Source organism: Leifsonia sp. NPDC014704 (assembly GCF_043083605.1).
Classification (GTDB): Bacteria; Actinomycetota; Actinomycetes; order Actinomycetales; family Microbacteriaceae; genus Leifsonia.
This window is the reverse complement of sequence record NZ_JBIBYW010000001.1, coordinates 1,774,694-1,795,431: the sequence shown is the minus strand read 5'-3', so window position 1 is coordinate 1,795,431 and position 20,738 is coordinate 1,774,694. Positions and strand designations below refer to the sequence as shown.

Annotated in this window: 19 protein-coding genes; 10 read left to right on the top strand and 9 right to left on the bottom strand. The window is 70.2% G+C overall.

Going from position 1 to position 20,738, the window contains the following annotated elements; all coding sequences use genetic code 11:
• Positions 1-95 precede the first annotated feature (95 nt).
• The 3 genes from ACF1AJ_RS08775 to ACF1AJ_RS08765 are packed head-to-tail and all read left to right on the top strand — an operon-like array spanning position 96 to position 3,086.
• The gene (locus ACF1AJ_RS08775; RefSeq protein ID WP_309857094.1) at positions 96-755 is read left to right on the top strand and encodes a response regulator transcription factor; all 660 of its coding nucleotides are present in this window, start codon (positions 96-98) and stop codon (positions 753-755) included.
• Positions 742-2,067 (top strand): ATP-binding protein, encoded by a 1,326-nt coding sequence (locus ACF1AJ_RS08770; RefSeq protein ID WP_391506979.1) that lies wholly within the window; start codon positions 742-744, stop codon positions 2,065-2,067. The genes ACF1AJ_RS08775 and ACF1AJ_RS08770 overlap by 14 nt, the downstream gene beginning before the upstream one ends.
• Positions 2,064-3,086 (top strand): hypothetical protein, encoded by a 1,023-nt coding sequence (locus tag ACF1AJ_RS08765; RefSeq protein ID WP_391506978.1) that lies wholly within the window; start codon positions 2,064-2,066, stop codon positions 3,084-3,086. Before ACF1AJ_RS08770 ends, ACF1AJ_RS08765 begins: the two co-directional genes overlap by 4 nt.
• A gap of 332 nt (positions 3,087-3,418) precedes the next feature.
• Here ACF1AJ_RS08765 and ACF1AJ_RS08760 read toward each other — a convergent pair whose 3' ends face one another.
• Positions 3,419-3,667: an acyl-CoA carboxylase epsilon subunit gene (locus ACF1AJ_RS08760; protein ID WP_391506977.1), complete on the bottom strand. Its 249-nt coding sequence runs from the start codon at positions 3,665-3,667 to the stop codon at positions 3,419-3,421.
• On the bottom strand, positions 3,664-5,286 hold the full coding sequence (locus ACF1AJ_RS08755; RefSeq protein ID WP_309857105.1) for an acyl-CoA carboxylase subunit beta: 1,623 nt from the start codon (positions 5,284-5,286) through the stop codon (positions 3,664-3,666). The genes ACF1AJ_RS08760 and ACF1AJ_RS08755 overlap by 4 nt, the downstream gene beginning before the upstream one ends.
• Positions 5,287-5,380: 94 nt before the next feature.
• Between ACF1AJ_RS08755 and ACF1AJ_RS08750 the strand changes: the two genes are divergently transcribed.
• A complete protein-coding gene (locus tag ACF1AJ_RS08750) occupies positions 5,381-6,142 on the top strand; it encodes a biotin--[acetyl-CoA-carboxylase] ligase (protein WP_391506976.1) in 762 nt (253 codons plus the stop codon).
• Between the two features lie 6 nt (positions 6,143-6,148).
• A complete protein-coding gene (locus tag ACF1AJ_RS08745) occupies positions 6,149-6,697 on the top strand; it encodes a PH domain-containing protein (protein WP_309857110.1) in 549 nt (182 codons plus the stop codon).
• Here the strand turns inward: ACF1AJ_RS08745 and ACF1AJ_RS08740 are convergent.
• Positions 6,659-7,237: a GtrA family protein gene (locus ACF1AJ_RS08740; protein WP_391506975.1), complete on the bottom strand. Its 579-nt coding sequence runs from the start codon at positions 7,235-7,237 to the stop codon at positions 6,659-6,661. The two genes, ACF1AJ_RS08745 and ACF1AJ_RS08740, sit on opposite strands and share 39 nt — an antisense overlap.
• Positions 7,238-7,356: 119 nt before the next feature.
• On the opposite strand from ACF1AJ_RS08740, the gene ACF1AJ_RS08735 reads away from it, so the two are divergent.
• Positions 7,357-8,499 (top strand): 5-(carboxyamino)imidazole ribonucleotide synthase, encoded by a 1,143-nt coding sequence (locus tag ACF1AJ_RS08735; protein WP_391506974.1) that lies wholly within the window; start codon positions 7,357-7,359, stop codon positions 8,497-8,499.
• A 44-nt stretch (positions 8,500-8,543) separates the two neighbouring features.
• On the opposite strand, the gene ACF1AJ_RS08730 is transcribed toward ACF1AJ_RS08735, so the two are convergent.
• Entirely contained in the window at positions 8,544-9,902 is a 1,359-nt protein-coding gene (locus ACF1AJ_RS08730; protein WP_391506973.1) for an LCP family protein, read from the bottom strand.
• Positions 9,903-9,912: 10 nt separating this feature from the next.
• Positions 9,913-10,416: a 5-(carboxyamino)imidazole ribonucleotide mutase gene (purE, locus tag ACF1AJ_RS08725; protein WP_391506972.1), complete on the bottom strand. Its 504-nt coding sequence runs from the start codon at positions 10,414-10,416 to the stop codon at positions 9,913-9,915.
• Between the two features lie 149 nt (positions 10,417-10,565).
• Here purE and ACF1AJ_RS08720 point away from each other — a divergent pair, with 149 nt between their 5' ends.
• On the top strand, positions 10,566-11,831 hold the full coding sequence (locus ACF1AJ_RS08720; protein ID WP_391506971.1) for an acyltransferase family protein: 1,266 nt from the start codon (positions 10,566-10,568) through the stop codon (positions 11,829-11,831).
• Here ACF1AJ_RS08720 and ACF1AJ_RS08715 read toward each other — a convergent pair.
• Genes ACF1AJ_RS08715 through rfbB form a run of 4 tightly spaced genes read right to left on the bottom strand, consistent with a single transcriptional unit; the run spans position 11,808 to position 16,054 of the window.
• On the bottom strand, positions 11,808-13,025 hold the full coding sequence (locus ACF1AJ_RS08715) for an acyltransferase family protein (protein WP_391506970.1): 1,218 nt from the start codon (positions 13,023-13,025) through the stop codon (positions 11,808-11,810). The genes ACF1AJ_RS08720 and ACF1AJ_RS08715 overlap by 24 nt on opposite strands.
• A gap of 46 nt (positions 13,026-13,071) precedes the next feature.
• A complete protein-coding gene (locus ACF1AJ_RS08710) occupies positions 13,072-14,220 on the bottom strand; it encodes a glycosyltransferase family 4 protein (RefSeq protein WP_391506969.1) in 1,149 nt (382 codons plus the stop codon).
• Positions 14,217-15,065: a dTDP-4-dehydrorhamnose reductase gene (rfbD, locus tag ACF1AJ_RS08705; protein WP_391506968.1), complete on the bottom strand. Its 849-nt coding sequence runs from the start codon at positions 15,063-15,065 to the stop codon at positions 14,217-14,219. The genes ACF1AJ_RS08710 and rfbD overlap by 4 nt, the downstream gene beginning before the upstream one ends.
• On the bottom strand, positions 15,065-16,054 hold the full coding sequence (gene rfbB / locus ACF1AJ_RS08700; protein ID WP_018190037.1) for a dTDP-glucose 4,6-dehydratase: 990 nt from the start codon (positions 16,052-16,054) through the stop codon (positions 15,065-15,067). The genes rfbD and rfbB overlap by 1 nt, the downstream gene beginning before the upstream one ends.
• A gap of 106 nt (positions 16,055-16,160) precedes the next feature.
• On the opposite strand from rfbB, the gene ACF1AJ_RS08695 reads away from it, so the two are divergent.
• Genes ACF1AJ_RS08695 through rfbA form a run of 3 tightly spaced genes read left to right on the top strand, consistent with a single transcriptional unit; the run spans position 16,161 to position 20,712 of the window.
• A complete protein-coding gene (locus ACF1AJ_RS08695) occupies positions 16,161-19,244 on the top strand; it encodes a hypothetical protein (RefSeq protein ID WP_391506967.1) in 3,084 nt (1,027 codons plus the stop codon).
• Positions 19,216-19,839 carry a dTDP-4-dehydrorhamnose 3,5-epimerase family protein gene (locus ACF1AJ_RS08690; RefSeq protein WP_089874802.1) on the top strand — a complete coding sequence of 208 codons (624 nt, stop codon included), beginning with the start codon at positions 19,216-19,218 and terminating at the stop codon, positions 19,837-19,839. The genes ACF1AJ_RS08695 and ACF1AJ_RS08690 overlap by 29 nt, the downstream gene beginning before the upstream one ends.
• A 3-nt stretch (positions 19,840-19,842) precedes the next feature.
• Complete coding sequence (gene rfbA, locus ACF1AJ_RS08685) at positions 19,843-20,712, top strand: glucose-1-phosphate thymidylyltransferase RfbA (RefSeq protein WP_309857142.1); 870 nt, start codon at positions 19,843-19,845, stop codon at positions 20,710-20,712.
• Positions 20,713-20,738: the final 26 nt, after the last annotated feature.

Sequence of the window (20,738 nt, the reverse complement as noted above, 5' to 3'; positions counted from 1 at the left end):
TGACGCGCGGGCGCATCGACGGCCGAACCCGCGCACCCGGACGCGCTGGCGCCCGGACGACCGTCCGCATGCATTCACCCCCTACGATGGTCAACATGGTGCGGGTGGCAATCGTCGATGATCACGAGTCCGTGCGTCTCGGGCTGAAGGCGGCCTGCCAGGACGCCGGGTACGACGTGATCGTCACCGCGCCCACGGTGGACGACTTCGTCGCCCAGCTCGGCTCGCAGGAATGCGATGTGGTCGTCCTCGACCTGTCCCTGGGCGACGGCTCGAAGGTGACCGACAACGTCAAGCGGGCCCAGGCGACCGGGGCCGCTGTGCTGGTGCACAGCATCGCCGACCGCGTCGCGAGCGTTCGCGAGGCGCTCGCCGCCGGAGCCGCCGGCGTCATCCCGAAGTCATCACCCACCACCACGGTCATCAGCGCCATCGCCACCGTCGCCCGCGGCGACGTCCTCAACAACCTCGAGTGGGCGACGGCGATCGACGCCGACAGCGACTTCGCCAAAGCGCAGCTCGGGCGTCGCGAGCGCGACGTCCTGCACCTGTACGCCTCAGGACTCCCCCTGAAGGCGGTCGCCGCCCAGCTGGGAATCGCGAACTCCACCGCCCGCGAATACCTCGACCGCATCCGCGTGAAATACGTGGAGGTCGGCCGGCCGGCGCCGACGAAGGTGGACCTCCTCCGACGCGCCGTGGAGGACGGCATCCTTCCCGGGCTCGACCCCGAGACGGGCAATGAGCGCTCCTAGCGGGGTTCGCCCCGGGGCGCCGCTCGAACCGGCCAAGCCCCGCAACCCCCTCAGCCGGGCGCGGATCGAGCGCATCTCCGACCGGACCGTGTCGGCCTTCGGGCTGGTCTTCGGGCTGCAGACCCTGCCGACGGCCCTCGGTCAGCTCAGCGCCCTCCGCGAACCGTGGGGTGCCGTCTGGATGATCGTCGTGTTCGGCGGCCTCGCTCTCACCGTGATCCTGGCGATCGTGCAGCGCGGGGTGAAGATCGCGATGGGCGTCCTGTCCATCCTGTACCTCGCCGCCATCGTCACGTGGCCGCTGCTCGTCCGCGACCCGAGCGCGTTCAGTTCGGACAAGCCGTGGCTGTGGTTCCTCTGCTCGGTCTTCACAGCTTTCGCCGCGGTCGCCTACCCGCTCTGGCTCGCGATCGTGTACACCTTCGTCGCCCCGATCGCCTACGGCGTCGTCCGGGCCCTGCCCGCCGGCGGCGGCGTCGGGTTCGAGCTGGCGGCGCTCGACACCATCTACGCCGTCATCCTGGGCGGTGTCATCCTCGCGATCATCGCCATGATGCGGCAGGCGTCCAGCGCCGTGGACGCGGCTCAGAGCCAGGCTCTCGCGCGCTACGCCACGGCTGTCCGCCAGCACGCCACCGAGGTGGAGCGCGTACAGGTCGACGCCATCGTCCACGACAGTGTTCTGACGACCCTCCTCTCGGCCGCATCCGCCCGGACGCCGGAGCAGAAGGAGCTCGCCGCCGCGATGGCCGCCGATGCGATCGGGCACCTTCACGCGGCCGAGGCGTCGACTCCGGAGGACCAGTCCCTCGTCGGCCTCAGCCAGCTCGCCGAGCGGCTGGCGACCTCCGCCAACGCCTTCTCGTCGCCGTTCGCTGTCGAGGTGCGCGACGTCGAGGTGCACATGCTGCCCGTGAACGTCGCGGAGGCGGTCTACTCGGCCGCCGTCCAGGCGATGGTGAACAGCATGCAGCACGCCGGCGGCCCGGAAGTGCACCGCAGCCTGTCGATCCGCGGGGGCGGCCCCGCGGCCACCGTCGAGATTATCGTCGGCGACGACGGACGCGGGTTCACCGAGGCGGAGGTCCCGGCCGAGCGGCTCGGCCTGCGGATCAGCATCCGCGACCGTCTGGCCAAGGTCGGAGGCCGTGCGAACATCCGCTCGGAGCCGGGTGAGGGAACGACCGTTACCATCCTCTGGCCCTCGGCCGAGCCGCAGCCCATCGGCGCCCAGGCGCCCGGAGCAGCGCGGTCCGACCAGCAGGGGTCCTTCGCCCCGCGTGAGCCCCGCGAGACGGAGGCGGCGGAGTGATCACCCTCAACCGCGTCCTCTTCCTGATTCTCGGCGCGCTCTTCTCCGCCTATCACCTGTTCCTCGCGCTGTCGTCGTTGTGGATGCCGCGCTCTGCCGGTCCGATCGTCGTCGCGATGGTCCTCTACGGCGTCGCGACGGTGATGAGCCTGTGGCCGACCAGCCCGACGAAGATGCCGCTCTGGCTCGCCGCGTTCGACCTCGCTGTGTGCGTCGTCATCCCGATCCTCGTGACGAGCCAGCTGGACGCGTCGAAGGACAACGGATACGCCACGTGGTACGTCGCCGCAGTCGGAACGCTGATGACCATCTGCGCGGTCCGTCGGCAGCAGATCGTCGCGTGGGCCGGTGTCGCCTTCCTCGCTGTGCAGACGGTCGTCTGGGCCGGTCTCGGCGCGCTCGCCGGGTTGGGCGTCATCGGATCGGTCGTGTGGGTCGGTGTGGCCGTCGTGATCTCCGGCTCGCTCGCGAAGGCCGGCCGGGACGCCCTCCAGTTCGCTCGAGCAGAACGCGAGGCGACCGAATGGCAGGCCGCGCAAGAGGCGCACGTCATGGAGCGCCAGCTGCGCCTCCGGCAGACGTACCGCGTCGCCGCCCCGATGCTCGCCGAGATCGTGCGTCGCGGGGGAGACCTCACCGAGGCGGAGCGCCGCGAGTGCCGCTACCTGGAGGGAGCGATCCGCGACGAGATCCGCGGACGCCGCCTGCTCAATGACGACGTCAGGCGCGAGGTGATGGACGCCCGTCGCCGCGGTGTCGTCGTCAGCCTGCTCGACGAAGGCGGTATCGACGACCTCGACCAGCGCGGCCTCGAGAGCGTGCTGCGGCGACTGGCCGACGCCATCCGCGGGACGACCACGGACAAGCTGATCATCCGGACCGTCCCCCGGTCGTCGAAGACCGCTGTGACGGTGGTCGGCCTGCGGATGTCGGACGACGGCGCGGCGAACGCGCTGGGCGCGGAGTCGGAGGACGACGAGGTCGATCTCTGGCTGGAGATCCCCCGGCCGGTCGGCTGACCCTCCCGAGAGCGGAACAAGCCCTTAACGAGGAGAAAGGGGCCGACACCCGAATTGTCGGCCCCTTTTCAAACCCCGAGTCAGGGCGACAACCCGAATATCGCCCTGACTCGCCCCCAAAGCACTCGCCCGCTTACCCTAGTCGGCGAGTGATTGGCGGTGTGACTCACGAGGAGAGACACCTAGCAATATCTATAGTGGCTTCGCTCTCAGAAAATACATAGTCGTCATTTTGGAGGACACCTGGGGGACATTTCACGACCCCCGTTCGCGGCACACGCCGAAGAATACGCGTGTCCCTTACTTGGGGGATGCCCCGATCGGGGTACATCTCAGCCCGAGAACGACCGCCAGGCACCCGCGCCGGGCCGGAGCTCGCCGCGCAGGCTGCGCTGCGTGCGTGCCCAGGCATCCGGGCCGCGCTCGGCCCTGCCCTCCCGACCGGCGGCCGCCTGCTCGGCGGCAGCAGCCGTCAGGACGGCGGTCACGGCGGCGATCTCCTCCGCGGTCACACCGCGGGTGACGAACCGCAGCTGCGACGGATCGAGCGGCACGCCGCCCTGGGCGTCTTTGCCGCTCACAGCGGGATGTTCCCGTGCTTCTTCGGCGGCAGCGTCGCCCGCTTGGTGCGCAGCGCGCGCAGCGCCTTGATGACCGACACGCGTGTCGCGGCCGGCTCGATCACGCCGTCGAGCTCTCCGCGCTCGGCCGCGAGGAACGGGCTCGCGACGTTGTAGGTGTACTCGTTGGCGAGCTTCGTGCGGACGGCCGCCACATCCTCGCCGGCCTCCTCCGCCCGCTTGATCTCACCGCGGTAGAGGATGTTCACCGCACCCTGGCCGCCCATCACCGCGATCTCGGCGGTGGGCCACGCGAGGTTCATGTCGGCGCCGAGCTGCTTGGAGCCCATGACGATGTACGCGCCGCCGTACGCCTTGCGGGTGATGATGGTCACGAGCGGCACGGTCGCCTCGGCGTATGCGTACAGCAGCTTCGCGCCGCGCCGGATCACGCCCGTCCACTCCTGGTCGGTGCCGGGCAGGTAGCCGGGCACATCCACCAGGGTGAGGATCGGGATGCTGAAGGCGTCGCAGAAGCGGACGAACCGGGAGGCCTTCTCGCCCGCGTCGATGTTCAGCGTTCCCGCCATCGCGCTCGGCTGGTTCGCGACGATGCCCACCGACCGGCCCTCGACGCGGGCGAACCCGATGACGATGTTGGGCGCGAACAGCGGCTGGATCTCGAGGAACTCGCCGTCGTCGACCACGCCCTCGATGATCGTCTTCACGTCGTAGGGCTGGTTCGGGGAGTCCGGGATGATCGTGTTCAGCCGACGGTCGGCGTCGGTGATCTCGAGCTCCGGCTCCGACTGGAAGGTGGGGAGCTCGGCCAGGTTGTTCTGCGGCAGGTAGCTGAGCAGGGTCCGCGCGTAGTCGAGGGCGTCCTCCTCGTCGCTGGCGAGGTAGTGGGCGACGCCGGAGACCTTGTTGTGGGTCAACGCACCGCCCAGCTCCTCGAAGCCGACGTCCTCGCCGGTGACCGTCTTGATGACGTCCGGGCCGGTGACGAACATGTGGCTCGACTTGTCGACCATGATGACGAAGTCGGTGAGGGCGGGGGAGTACACGGCGCCGCCGGCGGCCGGGCCCATCACGATGGAGATCTGCGGGATGACGCCGGAGGCCGCGGTGTTGCGGCGGAAGATCTCGCCGTACTTGCCGAGGGCGACGACGCCCTCCTGGATGCGGGCGCCGCCGGAGTCGAGGATGCCGATCATCGGAACGCCCGTCTTGAGCGCGTGATCCATGACCTTGATGATCTTCTCGCCCGCGACCTCGCCGAGCGAGCCGCCGAAGATGGTGAAGTCCTGGCTGAACACCGCGACGTTGCGGCCGTGGATGGTGCCGACGCCGGTGACGACCGCGTCGCCGTACGGGCGCTTGGCCTCCATGCCGAAAGCGTGGGTGCGGTGACGGACGAACTCGTCGAACTCCACGAAGGAGCCCTGGTCGAGCAGGAGGTCGATGCGCTCGCGGGCGGTCAGCTTGCCCTTGGCGTGCTGCTTCTCGATCGCCGCCTGACCGCTCGCGGTGACGGCCTCGTGGAACCGTTCCTTCAGGTCGGCGAGCTTGCCGGCGGTGGTGGTCAGGTCGGGGAGCTGATCGGTCTGACGAGGTTCGGTGTCGGTCACGTCGTTCACTCTACCGGCCAGCCGAATGGCCGTGCCGTTGACGAAACCCTACAAATCCGCCGCCCTGCGCTGGCAGACTGGCCCAGTGCGAGAGACTGACCCCGTGGACTTCCGACGCAGCCGAACCATCGTCCCCGTGCTCGAGGTGCTCCCCGAGGCCGGTTCCACCAACGACGTCCTGAGCGCCCGGGCCGGCGACCTCCCGGACCTCGCGGTGATCGTCACGGGCAATCAGACCGGTGGTCGCGGCCGGCTCGGCCGGGTCTGGGTGACGCCGCCGGGAAGGGCCCTGGCGATCTCCGTGCTGCTCAAGCCGGTCGGCCTGCCACCCGAGTCGTTCGGCTGGTTCCCGCTGCTCGGCGGACTGGCGATGAGCCGCGCGCTCGGCCGGTTCGTCCCCGGCGGGGTGCAGGTGAAGTGGCCCAACGATGTCCTCATCGAGGGCGACAAGGTGTGCGGCATCCTCGCCGAGCTGCTGCCGGGGATGTCGGGACTGGTCATCGGCGCGGGCGTGAACCTCACTCAGACGCGCGACGAGCTCCCGACCGAGACGTCGACCTCGTTGGCTCTCGCGGGCGCGCACGATGTGGACGCGGATGCGGTGCTCTCGGCCTACCTCATCCAGCTGACGACGCTGTACCGCGAGTTCCTGGCCGCCGGGGGCGATCCGCTCCGCAGCGCGCTGCGCGACGAGGTCGCGGAGGCCTGCCACACGATCGGCCGGCCGGTCCGTGTGCAGCTGCCGTCCGGTGACGACCTTCTCGGCACCGCTGTCGGCATCGACGAGAGCGGTCGGCTGATCGTCGAGTCGGATGCGGGCCGCACCGCAGTGGCGGCGGGCGACGTGACGCACCTGCGGTATTAATGGAGCATGAGCAGCAGCCCGGACGGGATACCCGCCCAGCCGCCCGAGCGCGTGGTGGCCCGGCTGCGTTCGAACGCCCGCCGGCTGTTCTTCCCGAGCCTCGTGCTGATCGCGACCGCCGGCGCGGTCGGATACCTCGCGGGCCGGGTCGGTGAGGTCTGGGAGATCGTCCTGCTGTGGTCCGCCGCGGCCGCTGTCGTGCTCCTGCTCTTCCTCCTGCCGCTGGCGGCGTGGCTGAGCCGCCGCTACACGATCACCAACCGCCGTCTGATCATCCGGCACGGGTTCTTCGTTCGCGTGCGCCAAGAGCTGCTGCACAGCCGTGGCTACGACGTGAGCGTGCGGCGCACCTGGCTGCAGAGCCTGTTCCGGTCCGGGGACGTGCTGATCAATTCGGGCCTCGACCATCCCGTCGTGCTGAAGGATGTGCCGAAGGCCGACCAGGTCCAGCGCGCGTTGTCCGAGCTCATGGACCACTCGCAGACCGTCGTGGCCGTGCGGCGTCAGCAGTCGCAGTCAGTCTCCGACGAGACCACGGTCTGGGGCGCTCGCTAGGGTCGAGCCGGTGATCGGCGCCTTCTCGCGTCCGAGTGACGGCACGTGCGGCCGGGCCGAAGCCGGTGCGCGACGGCCGGCGCGTGCGACCGCGCGGTCGGGCGAGAACACCCACCAGCGGTAAAACGCGAACCGGAACACCGTGCCGAGCGCGAGCCCGACCACGTTGTTGGAGATGTTGTCGGCCAGCAGGCTCTGGTAGCCGAGCAGGTAATGCGACACCCAGACGCACAAGAGAGGGATCGCCATGCCCGCCAGGCTCACGATGAAGAACTCGATGCCCTCGCGCGTTGCGTTCTCGTTGCGGTTGCCGGAGAACGCCCAGTACCGGTTGCCGATCCAGTTGGTGCCGATGGCGACCAGCGTCGCGATCGCCGTCGAGAAGAGGGTCTTGTGCGGCACGTTCACGAGGACGAAGAGCATCAGCACGTTGAACACGAGCAGATTGACCACGAAACCGACGGCTCCGACCGCGCCGAACTTGATCAGTTGCGGGAGGAGCCGCGCTCGGCGCGCCGGTGTGCTGGTCTCGGTCGTCATGCCCCTGCCTGAGATGCGGGAAGATGGTCAGTGCGTTCGTCACAGTACGCGGACCAGGTTTCGCGTTCCTGTGAGTTCCCCCCGGCCAGCATGAAAAGTATCAGAGGAGCGGATGATCCATGGCTAGTCACATCGTCGGAGTGATCGGCGGAGGTCAGCTGGCACGGATGATGATCCCCCCGGCGATCGAGCTCGGGGTCGACATCCGTGTGCTGGAGGAGGCGGAGGGCATGAGCGCCGACATCGCCGCGTCGGGCGTCGGCGACTACCGCGATCTCGACACGGTGCTCGCGTTCGCCGAGACCGTGGATGTGATCACCTTCGACCACGAGCACGTCCCGCAGGCGATCCTTCGTGAGCTGGTGTCCCGCGGCATCCCCGTGCACCCGGGACCCGACGCGCTGCTGTACGCGCAGGACAAGCTGCAGATGCGGGCCAAGCTCAGCGAGCTGGGGCTGCCGGTGCCGGACTGGGCGGCGGTGGAGTCCGCGGACGAGCTGGGCGCCTTCCTCGCCGACCACGGCGGCCGGGCGGTCGTGAAAACAGCGCGCGGGGGCTACGACGGCAAGGGCGTCCGCGTGGTGTCCGACGCGAGCGGGGCCGACGACTGGTTCCTGGCGCTCGCCGAGGACGGCCGCGGAGGCGCGCTCCTGGTCGAGGAGCTCGTGCCGTTCCGGCGGGAGCTCGCACAGCTCGTCGCTCGTCGCCCGTCCGGGGAGATGGCGGCCTGGCCGGTCGTCGAGACCGTGCAGCGCGACGGCGTCTGCGCGGAGGTGCTCGCGCCGGCCCCGGGAGCGGCAGGCCGGGTCGCGGAGGCGGCCGCCGACATCGCGCGCAGCGTGGCGGAGGGACTCGGGGTCACTGGGGTCCTCGCCGTCGAGCTGTTCGAGACGACGGATGGACGGGTGCTGATCAACGAGCTGGCCATGCGCCCGCACAACAGCGGTCACTGGTCGATCGAGGGCGCCGTGACGAGCCAGTTCGAGCAGCACCTGCGGGCCGTCCTCGACCTGCCGCTGGGGTCGACCGAGCCGCGCGCCGAGTGGTCGGTCATGGTGAACATCCTCGGCGGTCCGTCGGAGGGCAGCCTCCAGGACCGTTATCCGGCCGCGCTCGCCGCGCATCCCGAGGCCAAGTTCCACGGCTACGGCAAGGAGCCGCGGCCCGGCCGCAAGGTCGGTCACGTGACCGTCGTGGGCGGGGAGGATGTCGAGGACGTCGTGTACCGCGCTCGCGCTGCGGCCGCCTTCTTCGAGGGCTGAGCAGGTCTGAACCGAACCGAACCGCGGGTGCGGTCTTCAGCCGGTCAGCTCCCCTTCGGCTTCGCCGTCGCGGGGTTCACCGCCTGCCGCACCAGCTCCTGGATCTGCGCGTAGTCCGGGTCCGTCGGATCGATCGTCGGCGGCACCAGCTCCAGCTGCTGCACGGGCAGCTTGCGGGTCTTCATGCCCAGGTCGACGAAGTAGCCGAGCATCGACTGCGGGATGTCGGTCTTCATCACCTGCGCGCCGGCCGTCGCGATGCCCTGGAACTTCGACACCACGTTGACCGGGTTGACCTGCTTCAGGATGGCGTCCTGCAGTTGCCGCTGACGGGCCATGCGGTCGTAGTCGCTGGAGCCGTGTCGGGCGCGGGCGTACCACTGGGCGTGGTAGCCGTCGAGATGGCGCTTGCCCGGCTCGATCCACTCGGCAACGCCGTTGAGGTTCTCGTCCCCGCCGATCGGCACGCGGTCCGTGACGGTGACGTCGACACCGCCGAGGGCGTCGATCAGGTCGGCGAAACCCTGCATGTCGATGAGGACGTAGTACTGGATCTTCAGGCCGGTCGCGCCTTCGAGGGCGTCGCGCATGGCCTCGATGCCCGGCTCGCTCTTGTTCTTCTTCGCGTTCGGGTACAGGTCCGGCTTGTACAGCTCCACCTCGGTGTAGATGGAGTTGAGCTGGCAGACGTCCACGTCGCAGCGGTCGTTGTAGCCGTAGCCGTCCGGGTACTCCTCGTGCAGTGGCGACGAGGTCGGGAACGGCACGGGGTCGAGGTCGCGCGGCAGGCCGATGGTGACCGCCTGACCGGTGTTCGCGTCGATGCTGACGATGGACATGCTGTCCGGGCGCAGCCCGTCGCGGTCGGGGCCGGCGTCGCCGCCGAGCAGCATGATGTTGTACCGGCCGTCGACGGGAGGCTGTGACGGCCCGGCCGAGAAGATGTCGCCGAGCGCACCCCTGGCGGACCCGGCGACGACCGAAGCATAACCGGCCGTGCAGGCGAGCCCGACGAGGACGAGCACCGAGAACGCGGCGATCCAGCCACGGGCGTTCGGCGCGGTTCGGATGAGGCGCACCAGTCGCAGGGTGTCGAGCGTGAGCACGACCCACAGCACCGTGTAGACGATCAGCAGGGTCTGGACGAGGGTCAGGCTCCCCGCCTGCGTGAAGAGCGTGTAGATGGACGACGGCGAGACCACGTAGACGACCAGCGTCACGATGCCGAGCAGCCAGAGCAGGAGCGTGGCCAGCACGCCGACCCGGCCGAGGAGACGGTTCCCCGCGACGACCTGGGCGGAGCCGGGCAGCAGGATGTTCATGGTGACCAGCCACCAGCCCCTCTTCGTCATCGTCTGGGACGAGGAGGCGTCGGGGTGGCGCAGCGGCGTGGCGATCGTCATCGGGCGGTTCTCACAGCTGGGCTTGCAGGGCCTGGTTCTTCTGCTCGACGCTCGCCTCGAGGTCGGCGGCGAAGCGCGCGAGAGCCTCGGCGAGAGCGTCGTCGGAGGTGGCCAGGATCTTGACGGCGAGGAGGCCCGCGTTGCGTGCGCCGCCGATGGAGACCGTGGCGACCGGCACTCCGGCGGGCATCTGGACGATGGAGAGCAGGGAGTCGAGTCCGTCGAGGCGGGCGAGCGGCACCGGGACGCCGACGACAGGGAGGGTCGTGACCGCGGCGAGCATGCCGGGAAGGTGCGCTGCGCCGCCCGCTCCGGCGATGATCACCCGGACGCCGCGTCCGGCCGCCTCCTTGCCGAAGGCGATCATCTTCTCCGGGGTGCGGTGGGCCGAGACGACCTCGACCTCGTGCGCGACGCTGAACTCGGTGAGCAGGCGCGAAGCCTCCTGCATGACCGTCCAGTCGGAGTCCGATCCCATGACGACGGAGACCAGCGGTGACGTGGATGCAGGCATAGCGAACATGGTAGGTGCCGCCTGCCATGTGGCCGTGCCGCCACGCGGATGGCCGCTCTCTCGCATCCAGCTGACCCCTGAACGGGTCACAGGAACTGCCCAGGGCCGATGGGTACCGTCGCCCGCCTATGACGGGTACAGGTGTAACGGTGGCAGAGAAGACGAAACAGACGACGGGCGGCCGTTTGGCCGCACTGGACGGTCTGCGCGGCATCGCCGCGGTGGTCGTCCTGCTGCACCATGCCATGTACACGAACCCGGACTTCCCGGGCGCTCCGGGCACCGGGTCCGCGCCGACGGGGTCTGCGATGTGGTGGATCAGCTACACGCCGCTGAAGCTCGCGACCGCCGGTGTCGAGTCGGTCATCGTCTTCTTCGTGCTCTCCGGCCTGGTGGTCACGCTTCCCGTGATCCGCCACCGCGGCTTCGACTGGGTCGCCTACTTCCCGCGCCGCGCCGTCCGACTGCTGGTCCCCGTCATGGCGTCCGTCCTGCTGGCCGCCGTCTGGGTGATGGCCATCCCGCAGGTGTCCACCCAGCCGAAGGGCACGTGGCTGAGCAGCTCCTCCACGCCGAACTTCAGCTGGGAGTACATCGTCAAGGCCTGGGACCTGCTGGGCGGCGACGGGCAGATCAACAACCCGCTGTGGTCGCTCCGTTGGGAGCTGCTGTTCTCGCTCGCCCTGCCGATCTTCGCCGTCGCCGCTCTCGCCGTGCGGAGGTGGTGGATGGGCGGCCTGGCCGCCGCGTGCGCCCTCACCTACCTGGGCGTGCACGCCGATTCCGGTGCGCTGCAGTACCTGCCGGCGTTCTTCGTCGGCGCAGTCATCGCGGTCCGCTTGGAGGCGGTGCGCAATGTCGCCGACCGCATCAACACGCACTGGTACCGCCACCCGCTGTGGGCTGCGCTCACCGTGGCCAGCCTGCTGCTGCTGATCGCCCCCTGGCTGGTCGGACCGAACGTCGGCGAGATCCCCGAGCTCGAGCCGGTGCTGAAGGGCCTGGTGCCGCTCGCCGCGGCCGGACTCGTGGTGGCTGCGCTCGGCTGGAAGCCCCTCCGCGCCGTGCTCGACACGCGCCCGGTGCAATTCACCGGGACGATCTCGTTCAGCCTCTACCTCGTGCACGTGCCGATCCTGATCTTCAGCACCTACCTTTTCGCGGACGAGCCCTGGTACGTGCCTCTGCTCTTCGGCATCCCCGTCGCTGTCGTGGTGGCCGTCGGCTTCACCTGGCTGATCGAGAAGCGCAGCCACGGCTGGTCGAAGGCCGTCGGCAACTGGGCGTCCGACCGGTACCGCACCTGGTTCGGCCGTGACGACGAGACCGAGGAGCGCCGGTCCGGCGGGCGGGGCGAAGCGACCGACAGCGGCCGGTCGGTCGAGGCCGGATCAGCGGGCAGCGCGCGACGGTAGCTCGGCGGGCTCCATCGGCTCTGCCGTCGCCGCCGCCTCGCCGGAGCGACGCTCGAAGGCGCGGGCGACCGTGCTGCCGAACAGCTTCGACAGGGTGTGCGAGCGCTTCTCGACCAGCTGATAGAACAGGGTGCCGACAATGAGCGCGACCGGGATGGCGAGCGCGGCCACCTTGGTCGGGCCCCAGTCCCTCAGCGCGTAGCTGAGCGTGACGATGATCGGGACGTGCACGAGGTAGAGGCTGAAGGAGATCTTCCCCGCCCAGCGGAACGGCTGGTGCGAGAGCAGGCTCGCGAGCGGCCGCCATTCCAGGCAGCAGATCAGCAGTCCGAGGGCGGCGACCGGCTGGAGCGCCGTGAGGGCGAGCGGCGCGACCCCCGGCCCGACCATCCAGTGGGCGATCAGAAGCAGAGCGGAGCCGATCAGCCCCAGAAGCCACACGGCCCAGCCGAGACGCCAGCCGGAGACAGTGGCGCCCAGGCGGCGGATCCGCGGGAGCAGCACGGCCGCGACGACGCCGAGGAAGAACGGCGGAAGGTAGCGCAGGCCGTCGGCGCCCGAGTCCACGCCCAGGAAGACGGTGACGGCGGCGACGAGCAGGATGAGCGGCCACACCCGCCGCAGCCACACGGCCAGCCCGAGGAAGAGCGGCAGCATGACCGAGAAGGCGACCTCCCAGTAGATCGACCACAGCGGGTTGTTCAACAGGTGGTAGGTCCGGGTGGGGTCCAGCTGGCCGATGAACGTCTCGACGCTCAGGTCGGGCACCGAGGTCGTGGCGACCCAGCCGCTCATGGCATGGGCGACGACCTGCGGGACGAGCAGGGCGAGGGCTGCGGCGAAAACCAGGGAGCACACCACAGGAAGTCCGATCCGGACGATTCGACGCGGGTAGTACGCCATCCAGTCGAAGGTCCGCGGCGAGAGCACGGGGAGACTCAACACGAATCCCGAGAGCACGAAGAACACGACCACCGCCTCCGGGCCGGCGGTGAACAGTTTGAGCGGCGTGTACGTGAACCACCAGGCCAGGCTTCCGGCGGCCGGCCCGGAGGACCCGGGCACCGGCACGTACGCCCCGGAGATCGCCGGGTTCAGCAGGGAGGCGTGGTGGGCGAGCACGATCAGAGCGGCGATGCCGCGCAGGCCGTCGAGCGACGTCATCCGCGCGGAGGGGAGGGAAGGAGTTGGCATGAGGAGAAGGGGAGGTGCGACGGAGTGGTCGGAGCGACGTCGTCGCTCAGAGGTCGGCGTGCAGCTGCCAGACGCGTTCTGCCGAATCCCGCCAGCTGAACGCGCGAGCGCGATCCGAGGCTAGCACGCGCAGTCGTGCGCTCAACTCGGGATCGGAGAGCACGCGGCCGATGGCGGCTGCGAGACGCTCGGCATACGGTTCGTCGTCCTCACCCGGAGCGGGACGCTCGACCAGCACGCTCGCGCCCGCGGCGACCTCGACGAGGGCGGCGTCATCCGAGTGGATGACGGGCAGACCGAACTTGAACGCCTCCACGATGGGGAGGCCGAACCCTTCGGCGACGCTCGGGTACACGAACAGCGTCGCACGGTCGAGGGCGACGGCCAGGTCTCCGTCGTCGAGGCGGCCGAGCGGGCGCACACGATCCTCCGGAAGCCCGGCGGCCGCGGCGACCCCCGTCGCGGAGCGTTCGCCGACGCGGTCTCGTCCCGCGATCAGCAGGGGAATGCCCTGCGCCTCGGGGCGTGCGATCGCGCGGATCAGGGGCGCGATGCCCTTCCGCGGCTCGACCGTGCCGAGCGTGAACGCGTACCGCTCGGGGAGGTCCAGGCGCGCCGCGCGCTCGTCGGCGTCGGCCGGCATGCGCAGAGCGGTGGCGGGCGCCCCGCCGATCACGCGGATGCGGTCGCCGAAGTCGAGGTACTCGCCGAGCCGGTCGGCGACGGCGTGGGTCGGCACGACGATCGCGTCGGCGTGCTTCCTGGCACGCTTCGCCATCGTCTTCGTCCAGATCGTCGCCGCGGACCCGAGCGATTCGGGATGCGTCCACGCGAGAGTGTCGTGGATGGTGACCGCGATCTGCTGCGGGGTGTCCAGCTGCACGTGCTTCTTCAGCGGCGCGAGAAGGGTCGGAGCGTGCAGCATCCCGGGCGGGCCGCCGACCGCCAGACCCGACTGCCAGGCCAGGGCCAGTTCCCGCCGGGCGAGCGGCAGGCGGGTCACACCAGCGACACCCGGAAGGCGGTCGCGGACCGCCTGCACCTGCTCGTCGCTCACGTTCGAGACGATCGCCTCGACGTAGCAGTCTCGCGGCGCCGTGGCGATGAGCTGACGGGTGAGCTCCTCCGTGTACCGGCGCGCGCCGCCGGGCTCGTCTCCGACGAGCTCGTCGACGATCACACGGAGAGTGGTCATTCCGCGAAGAGGCCTTCCGCCGTCGCCGCGGCGAGGGCGTCCTCCCACGGACGCAGGGGAGCGAGTCCGGCACGGGCCCAACCGTCGTGGCCGAGCACCGAGTACGAGGGGCGCGGAGCCGGCCGGACGAAGGTCGAGCTGTCGGTGGGCTTCACGCGCTCCGGGTCGAGTCCGGCCTGGGCGAAGACCGCACGGGCGAACCCGTACCAGCTCGTCTGACCCGAGTTCGTGCCGTGGTACACCCCGGCCGGGGCATCGCTGTCGAGGAGCGCGACGATCTGCGCGGCGAGGTCGCCCGTCCACGTCGGCTGGCCGAGCTGGTCGTCGACCACGCTGACGGTCTCGTGACTGCCCGCGAGCTTCACCATCGTCTTGGCGAAGTTCGGGCCGCCCGCGCCGTAGAGCCAGGCGGTGCGCACGACGAACGTGCCGTCGGGATGCGCCGCGAACGCGAGCTCCTCGCCCGCGGCCTTCGTGCGGCCGTAGGCGTTGATCGGGTCGCGCGGGGTGTCTTCCGCGTACGGCTCCGTCGCGTGGCCGTCGAAGACGTAGTCGGTCGAGACCGTCACGAACCGTGCGCCGTTGCGCGCGGCGGCGATCGCGAGGTTCTCGGTGCCGAGTGCGTTGATGGCGTAGGCGTCGTCTTCGTGCGTCTCGGCGTCGTCCACCTTGGTGTAGGCAGAGGCGTTGACGATCACGTCGTGGCCGGCGGCGGCCGCGAGCACGGCGTCACGGTCGGTGACGTCGAGGTCGGCACGGGAGAGCGCCGTGATCTCACGGCCGGCCAGCGCCTTCTGCAGGTCCTGGCCGAGCATTCCGGCGGCGCCGGCGATGAGGATGCGCATCAGTTGTCGAGCGCGGCGCGGGCCTTCAGCGGCTCCCACCACGCGCGGTTGTCGCGGTACCACTGCACCACGTCGGCGAGGCCCTGCTGGAACGGCACCAGCGGCTCGTAGCCCAGCTCTGACTGGATCTTCGAGATGTCGACCGAGTAGCGGAGGTCGTGGCCGAGCCGGTCGGCGACGCGGTCGACGTACGACCAGTCCTTGCCGGTGGCGTCGAGCAGCAGCTGGGTGAGCTCCTTGTTGGTGAGCTCGGTGCCGCCGCCGATGTTGTAGATCTCGCCCGCGCGGCCGTTCACGAGCACCATCGCGATGCCGCGGGTGTGGTCGTCGACGTGCAGCCAGTCGCGGATGTTGTTGCCCTCGCCGTACAGCGGGACGTGCTTGTCGTCGATCAGGTTGGTGACGAACAGCGGGATGACCTTCTCGGGGAAGTGATACGGCCCGTAGTTGTTCGAGCAGCGCGTGATCGAGAGGTTGAGCCCGTGCGTGCGGAAGTAGCTGCGCGCGAGCAGGTCGCTTCCGGCCTTCGACGCCGAGTACGGCGAGTTGGGCTCGAGCGGGCGGTCCTCCGCCCACGAGCCCTCGGCGATCGAGCCGTAGACCTCGTCGGTCGAGACGTGCACGAAGCGCTTGAGGTTGTTGCGCAGCGCAGCGTCGAGCAGCTGCTGCGTGCCGAGGACGTTGGTCTCGACGAAGATGGAGGCGTCGCGCACGGAGCGGTCGACGTGCGACTCCGCCGCGAAGTGGACCACCGCATCCACCGTGGGGAACAGCTCGTCGAGCAGGCCGCCGTCGCGGATGTCGCCCTTCACGAAGGTGTAGCGGGGCGAGTCGGCCACCGGCGCCAGGTTGGCGAGGTTGCCGGAGTATGTGAGCGCGTCGAGCACGACCACCTCGGCGCCCTCCAGGCCCGGGTAGGCATCCTGCAGGGTGCGACGGACGAAGTTGGAGCCGATGAAACCGGCGCCGCCGGTGACGAGAATCTTCATGGGGATGTTGGGTGCCTTCTCCTACGATGGTCGCGAGCAATCCTAGCGAAAGTGTTCCCGGGCCACCTGAGACTCTGCAGCGCACCCCACGACGACTTGGAGACCGATGACCCGCCGCGTCGACCTGATGGACATGCTGGCGCTCTCGCGCGACTTCCTGCGCGACCCCGCCAAGCGCCAGGCGCTGCGTGCCGCGGCTGCCGCGTACGACGCGCAGCGAGGCGCTCAGAACGCGCCGGAGCCCGCCGACGTGGTCGAGCAGGCGCCGGCCGCTCCCGTCCGCCCGTCGTCGCCGTATCGCGGGCTGACGCCGTTCTCGGAGTCGTTCCTGCACTGCACCATCGGCGAGGGCGACGCCGCGCTCGACCTGGTGCTGCCCGAGCTGCACCCGGACGGCATCTTCGCCGGGGTGAAGACGGCGCTCGAGTTCGCGGCGGGCCTCGCCCGGCGTCTCGGCCTGCCGGTCCGGATCGTCCTGCTCAAGCCGACGGACCAGGCGGACGCGATCCGCGCGCGCCTCGATGCGTTCGGGATCGGCGACGCCGCCATCGTCTCCGGTGACGAGATCGACGCCGCGACGTTCTCGCGGTCCGATCTCTGGGTCGCGACGCACTGGTGGACTGCGCACGCTCTGGATGTCGCCACGCGCACGGGGCGGATCGACGCGTCCGACGTCGTGTACCTCATCCAGGACTACGAGCCGGGATTCGTGGGCTGGTCGACGGACTCCGCGGTGGCCGAGTCGACGTACCGCGCCGGCTTCACCCCCGTGGTGAACTCGACGCCGGTCGCCGCCTACCTGGCCCGCAGCGGAGCGCCCGAGGTGGATCCGGACTTCGTGTTCGCGCCCTCCTTCGACCTCGACGCTCTGCGGGAGACCGCGGAGGCGCGTCGCCGGGCGGACACCGTGCGCATCTTCTTCTACGGCCGCACCGCGCGTCCGCGCAACATGTACGGGCTCGGAGTCGCGGCCCTGCGGTACGCCTCCCGCCGGCTGGCCGCCGAGGGCATGCCGGCGTCGTTCGTCATGGCCGGTGAGGACGGCCCCGACGTCGACCTCGACGGCGCTGTGCTGGTCAACCGCGGTGTGCTGACACGCGACGACTATTTCGCCCTGCTCTCGGAAGTGGACGTCGGGCTGAGCCTGCAGGCCAGCCCGCACCCGAGCCACCCGCCGTTCGACCTGGCGATCTCGGGGGCCGTCTCGGTGACCAACGACGTGGACGGCGCTCGCGGCGGCCTCCACGAGCGCCTGCGCGCGGTCGAGGCGCGACCGGACGTCCTCGGGGAGGCGCTCGTCGCCGCCGCCCGGCAGGCGCTCACCGAGGATCCGGGGGAGTGGGCGGCACCCGCCGCCCTCGGCCGTCCGTTCGCCGAGGTCGTCGACGCCGTCGCCGCGGCGCTCGGCGATCGTCTCGGCCGAAGCGCCCGGCCCGTCGATGTCGCGGCGCCGGTGCCCGCGCGCGAGTCCGTCCCGTACAAGCCCGCGGCCGATTCCGGCGATCGGACCGACGGTTCGACCACCTTGACCGTCGACCCGAGCCGGGGAGTCGGCGACTCGTGGGCGTCGGAGGCGAACCGCCTGCTCTCCACGGTGTCCACGCGCCACGTGCTCCTCCTCGACCCCGCCGTTCGGCTGGACGACGACGCGATCGCCGAACTGCTCCGCGTCGCCGCCTCGACCGGTGCCGCGTTCGTTCAGCCCGTGATCGTGCGGGAGTCGGGGACCGTCGTGGACGCCGGGGCGGTCTTCGCCTCCCGCGGCGCCCCGCCCCTCCGGCTGTTCGAAGGGCACCTCCCCGCCGACCTGCCGGCGGGGGACTCGCTCCCCGCTCGCGTCGTCGTCTCCCCAGCGGTCCTCGTCGATCTCGCCGTGTTCGACGGATTCGCGCCCGGAGAGGCGGCGGACGTCGCGCTCGCCCGGGCCAGCGTCGGGAGCGGCGCCGTCGTCGCCTTACGCGCACGCGCCGAGGTCGCCGACGCCGACAGCCGCCGGCTGGCCGCCTCGCCCTCCAGCCGCACGGCCTGGAGCGGGCTGCCGAGCGAGAGCCTGGTCGAGCCCACCCCGTCGGCGGTGTACGGGCACGCCGGGCTCGCCCTGGTCGGACTGGCGGGCGATCCGGTGCCGGACCTGCGGCGCCGCATCGTGCGCAACGACTTCGACGACGTGGCGCGCCGCGCCCGGCCGATCCTGGTGCGCGAGGCCGAGCAGGGCCCGGCCGACGCATCCCGCGCACTGCGCTGGTCGATCCGCAGCGGCGCCCCGCTCGGTCCGGAAGGGCGGGTCTGGGGCGACACCTACTTCGCGGAGGACCTCGCCGCGGCCCTGCGCGAGCGCGGCCAGCAGGTCGTCATCGACACCCGGGAATCGATGGTGCGGCCGGACTCCGACCACCTCGACGACGTGTCGATCGCGCTGCGCGGGCTCTACCGGCTGCCGACCAACCCGGCGGCCGTCAACATCCTCTGGGTCATCAGCCACCCCGAACTCGTGACGCTCGACGAGATCGAGAGCTACGACCTGGTCTTCGCCGCCGGGCCGCGCTGGGCGGAGCGGATGGATGCTCTGTCGGCGGTCCCCGTGCGTCCTCTGCTGCAGGCCACTTCGCCTGCGCGCTTCGGCCCGGAGCGGTCGGACCCCGCCCTGGCCTCCGACGTGCTCTTCGTCGGAAAGACGCGCAACGTGTTCCGCCCGATCGTCCGCGACGCCGTCGAGGCGGGCGCCGACCTGGCGGTGTACGGCGACGGCTGGGAGCGGTTCATCGATCCGTCGCACATCCGGGCCGAGTTCCTGGACAACGACCGGGCGTCCGCCGCCTACGCCAGCGCACGGATCGTGCTCAACGACCACTGGCACGACATGGCGGCGGAGGGATTCCTCTCCAACCGGCTGTTCGACGCGGTCGCCAGCGGGGCGCGCGTCGTGACGGACCCGATCGACGGCCTCGAGATCTTCGGAGGTGCGGCTCGCGCCTACACCTCCGTGGACGAGCTGCGCGACCTGATCGGCTCGGACACCGGCTGGCCCGACCGGGAGGCGATGGCGGCCATCGTCGAGAGCATCCGGCAACAGCACTCGTTCGGCGCCCGCGCGGATGTCCTGATCGAGGCCGCACGCGAGACGGCGCGGCTGCTCAGGAGGCCCTTGCTAGACTCCTCGGGTGCAAATCCGCGAGCTCTCCATCCCTGACGCCTACGAAGTGACGCCGCAGCAGCATGCGGACGACCGCGGCGTCTTCTTCGAGTGGTACCGCTTCGACCGACTGGAGGAGGCGGTCGGGCACCCCCTGAATCTGCGCCAGGCCAACAGCTCGGTCTCCAAGCGCGGTTCGGTGCGCGGCATCCACTTCGCGGACATCCCGCCGAGCCAGGCCAAGTACGTCACGGCCCCCAAGGGAGCGGTCCTCGACTTCGTCATCGACATCCGCGTCGGGTCGCCGACGTTCGGGAAGTGGGACAGCGTCCTGCTCGACGACGTCGACCGCCGCGCGATCTACGTGGCCGAGGGCCTCGGGCACTGCTTCGTCGCACTCACGGAGGGCGCGACAGTGAGCTACCTCGTCACGGACACGTACAACCCGACCCGCGAGCACGGCATCAACCCGCTCGACGCGGACATCGCCCTGCGCTTCCCGGACGAGGCGGGCGAGCCCCTGCTCTCCCCGAAGGACACCGACGCCCCCGGCCTGCACGAGGCCGCCGAGGCGGGGCTCCTCCCGACGTGGGAGGCCGCACGTGCCTTCTACGCGTCACTCGACCAGGCAGCGAACCAGGGAGGCAAGTAACCCATGCGCGGAATCATCCTCGCCGGCGGATCCGGCACGCGGCTCTGGCCGATCACCAAGGGCATCTCGAAGCAGCTGATGCCGATCTACGACAAGCCGATGATCTACTACCCGCTGTCGACGCTGATGATGGCGGGCATCCGCGAGATCCTCATCATCACCACGCCGGAGTACAACGAGCAGTTCCAGGCGCTGCTCGGCGACGGGTCGTCGCTCGGCATCCGGCTCGAGTACGCGGTCCAGCCGTCGCCCGACGGCCTGGCACAGGCCTTCATCATCGGCGAGGAGTTCATCGGCGACGAGTCCGTCGCGCTGGTGCTCGGCGACAACATCTTCCACGGCGCCGGCCTCGGCTCGTCGCTGCGCAACCACAACGACATCGACGGGGCGCTGATCTTCGCGTACCACGTCAGCAATCCGACGGCGTACGGCGTCGTCGAGTTCGACGACAGCTTCACAGCGCTCTCCATCGAGGAGAAGCCGACCACCCCGAAGAGCAACTACGCCGTCCCCGGCCTCTACTTCTACGACAACTCGGTGGTCGAGATCGCCAAGACGATCACCCCGAGTGCGCGCGGTGAGCTGGAGATCTCGACCGTCAACGAGCGCTACCTCAACGCCTCGAAGCTGCAGGTGCAGGTGCTCGACCGCGGCACGGCGTGGCTCGACACCGGCACATTCGAGTCGATGATGCAGGCGTCCGAGTACGTGCGCGTGATCGAGGACCGCCAGGGCTTCAAGGTCGGCTGCATCGAGGAGATCGCCTGGCGCGCCGGGTGGATCGACGACGAGCAGCTCGCCGAGCTGGCCAAGCCGCTCGTGAAGAGCGGCTACGGCACGTACATCATGGCGCTGCTCGCGGCCGAGTCCTGAGGCTGCTCAGACCGTAGCGGCCCGAC

What these genes read in the sequence shown, in the direction of transcription:
- ACF1AJ_RS08770 (WP_391506979.1), top strand. Translation starts at nt 742, where the DNA reads ATGAGCGCTCCTAGCGGGGTTCGCCCCGGGGCGCCGCTCGAACCGGCC.
- ACF1AJ_RS08735 (WP_391506974.1), top strand. Translation starts at nt 7,357, where the DNA reads ATGGCTAGTCACATCGTCGGAGTGATCGGCGGAGGTCAGCTGGCACGG.
- rfbB (WP_018190037.1), bottom strand. Translation starts at nt 16,054, where the DNA reads ATGAAGATTCTCGTCACCGGCGGCGCCGGTTTCATCGGCTCCAACTTC.
- ACF1AJ_RS08715 (WP_391506970.1), bottom strand. Translation starts at nt 13,025, where the DNA reads ATGCCAACTCCTTCCCTCCCCTCCGCGCGGATGACGTCGCTCGACGGC.
- ACF1AJ_RS08740 (WP_391506975.1), bottom strand. Translation starts at nt 7,237, where the DNA reads ATGACGACCGAGACCAGCACACCGGCGCGCCGAGCGCGGCTCCTCCCG.
- rfbA (WP_309857142.1), top strand. Translation starts at nt 19,843, where the DNA reads ATGCGCGGAATCATCCTCGCCGGCGGATCCGGCACGCGGCTCTGGCCG.
- ACF1AJ_RS08710 (WP_391506969.1), bottom strand. Translation starts at nt 14,220, where the DNA reads ATGACCACTCTCCGTGTGATCGTCGACGAGCTCGTCGGAGACGAGCCC.
- ACF1AJ_RS08730 (WP_391506973.1), bottom strand. Translation starts at nt 9,902, where the DNA reads ATGACGATCGCCACGCCGCTGCGCCACCCCGACGCCTCCTCGTCCCAG.
- rfbD (WP_391506968.1), bottom strand. Translation starts at nt 15,065, where the DNA reads ATGCGCATCCTCATCGCCGGCGCCGCCGGAATGCTCGGCCAGGACCTG.
- purE (WP_391506972.1), bottom strand. Translation starts at nt 10,416, where the DNA reads ATGCCTGCATCCACGTCACCGCTGGTCTCCGTCGTCATGGGATCGGAC.
- ACF1AJ_RS08775 (WP_309857094.1), top strand. Translation starts at nt 96, where the DNA reads ATGGTGCGGGTGGCAATCGTCGATGATCACGAGTCCGTGCGTCTCGGG.
- ACF1AJ_RS08745 (WP_309857110.1), top strand. Translation starts at nt 6,149, where the DNA reads ATGAGCAGCAGCCCGGACGGGATACCCGCCCAGCCGCCCGAGCGCGTG.
- ACF1AJ_RS08695 (WP_391506967.1), top strand. Translation starts at nt 16,161, where the DNA reads ATGACCCGCCGCGTCGACCTGATGGACATGCTGGCGCTCTCGCGCGAC.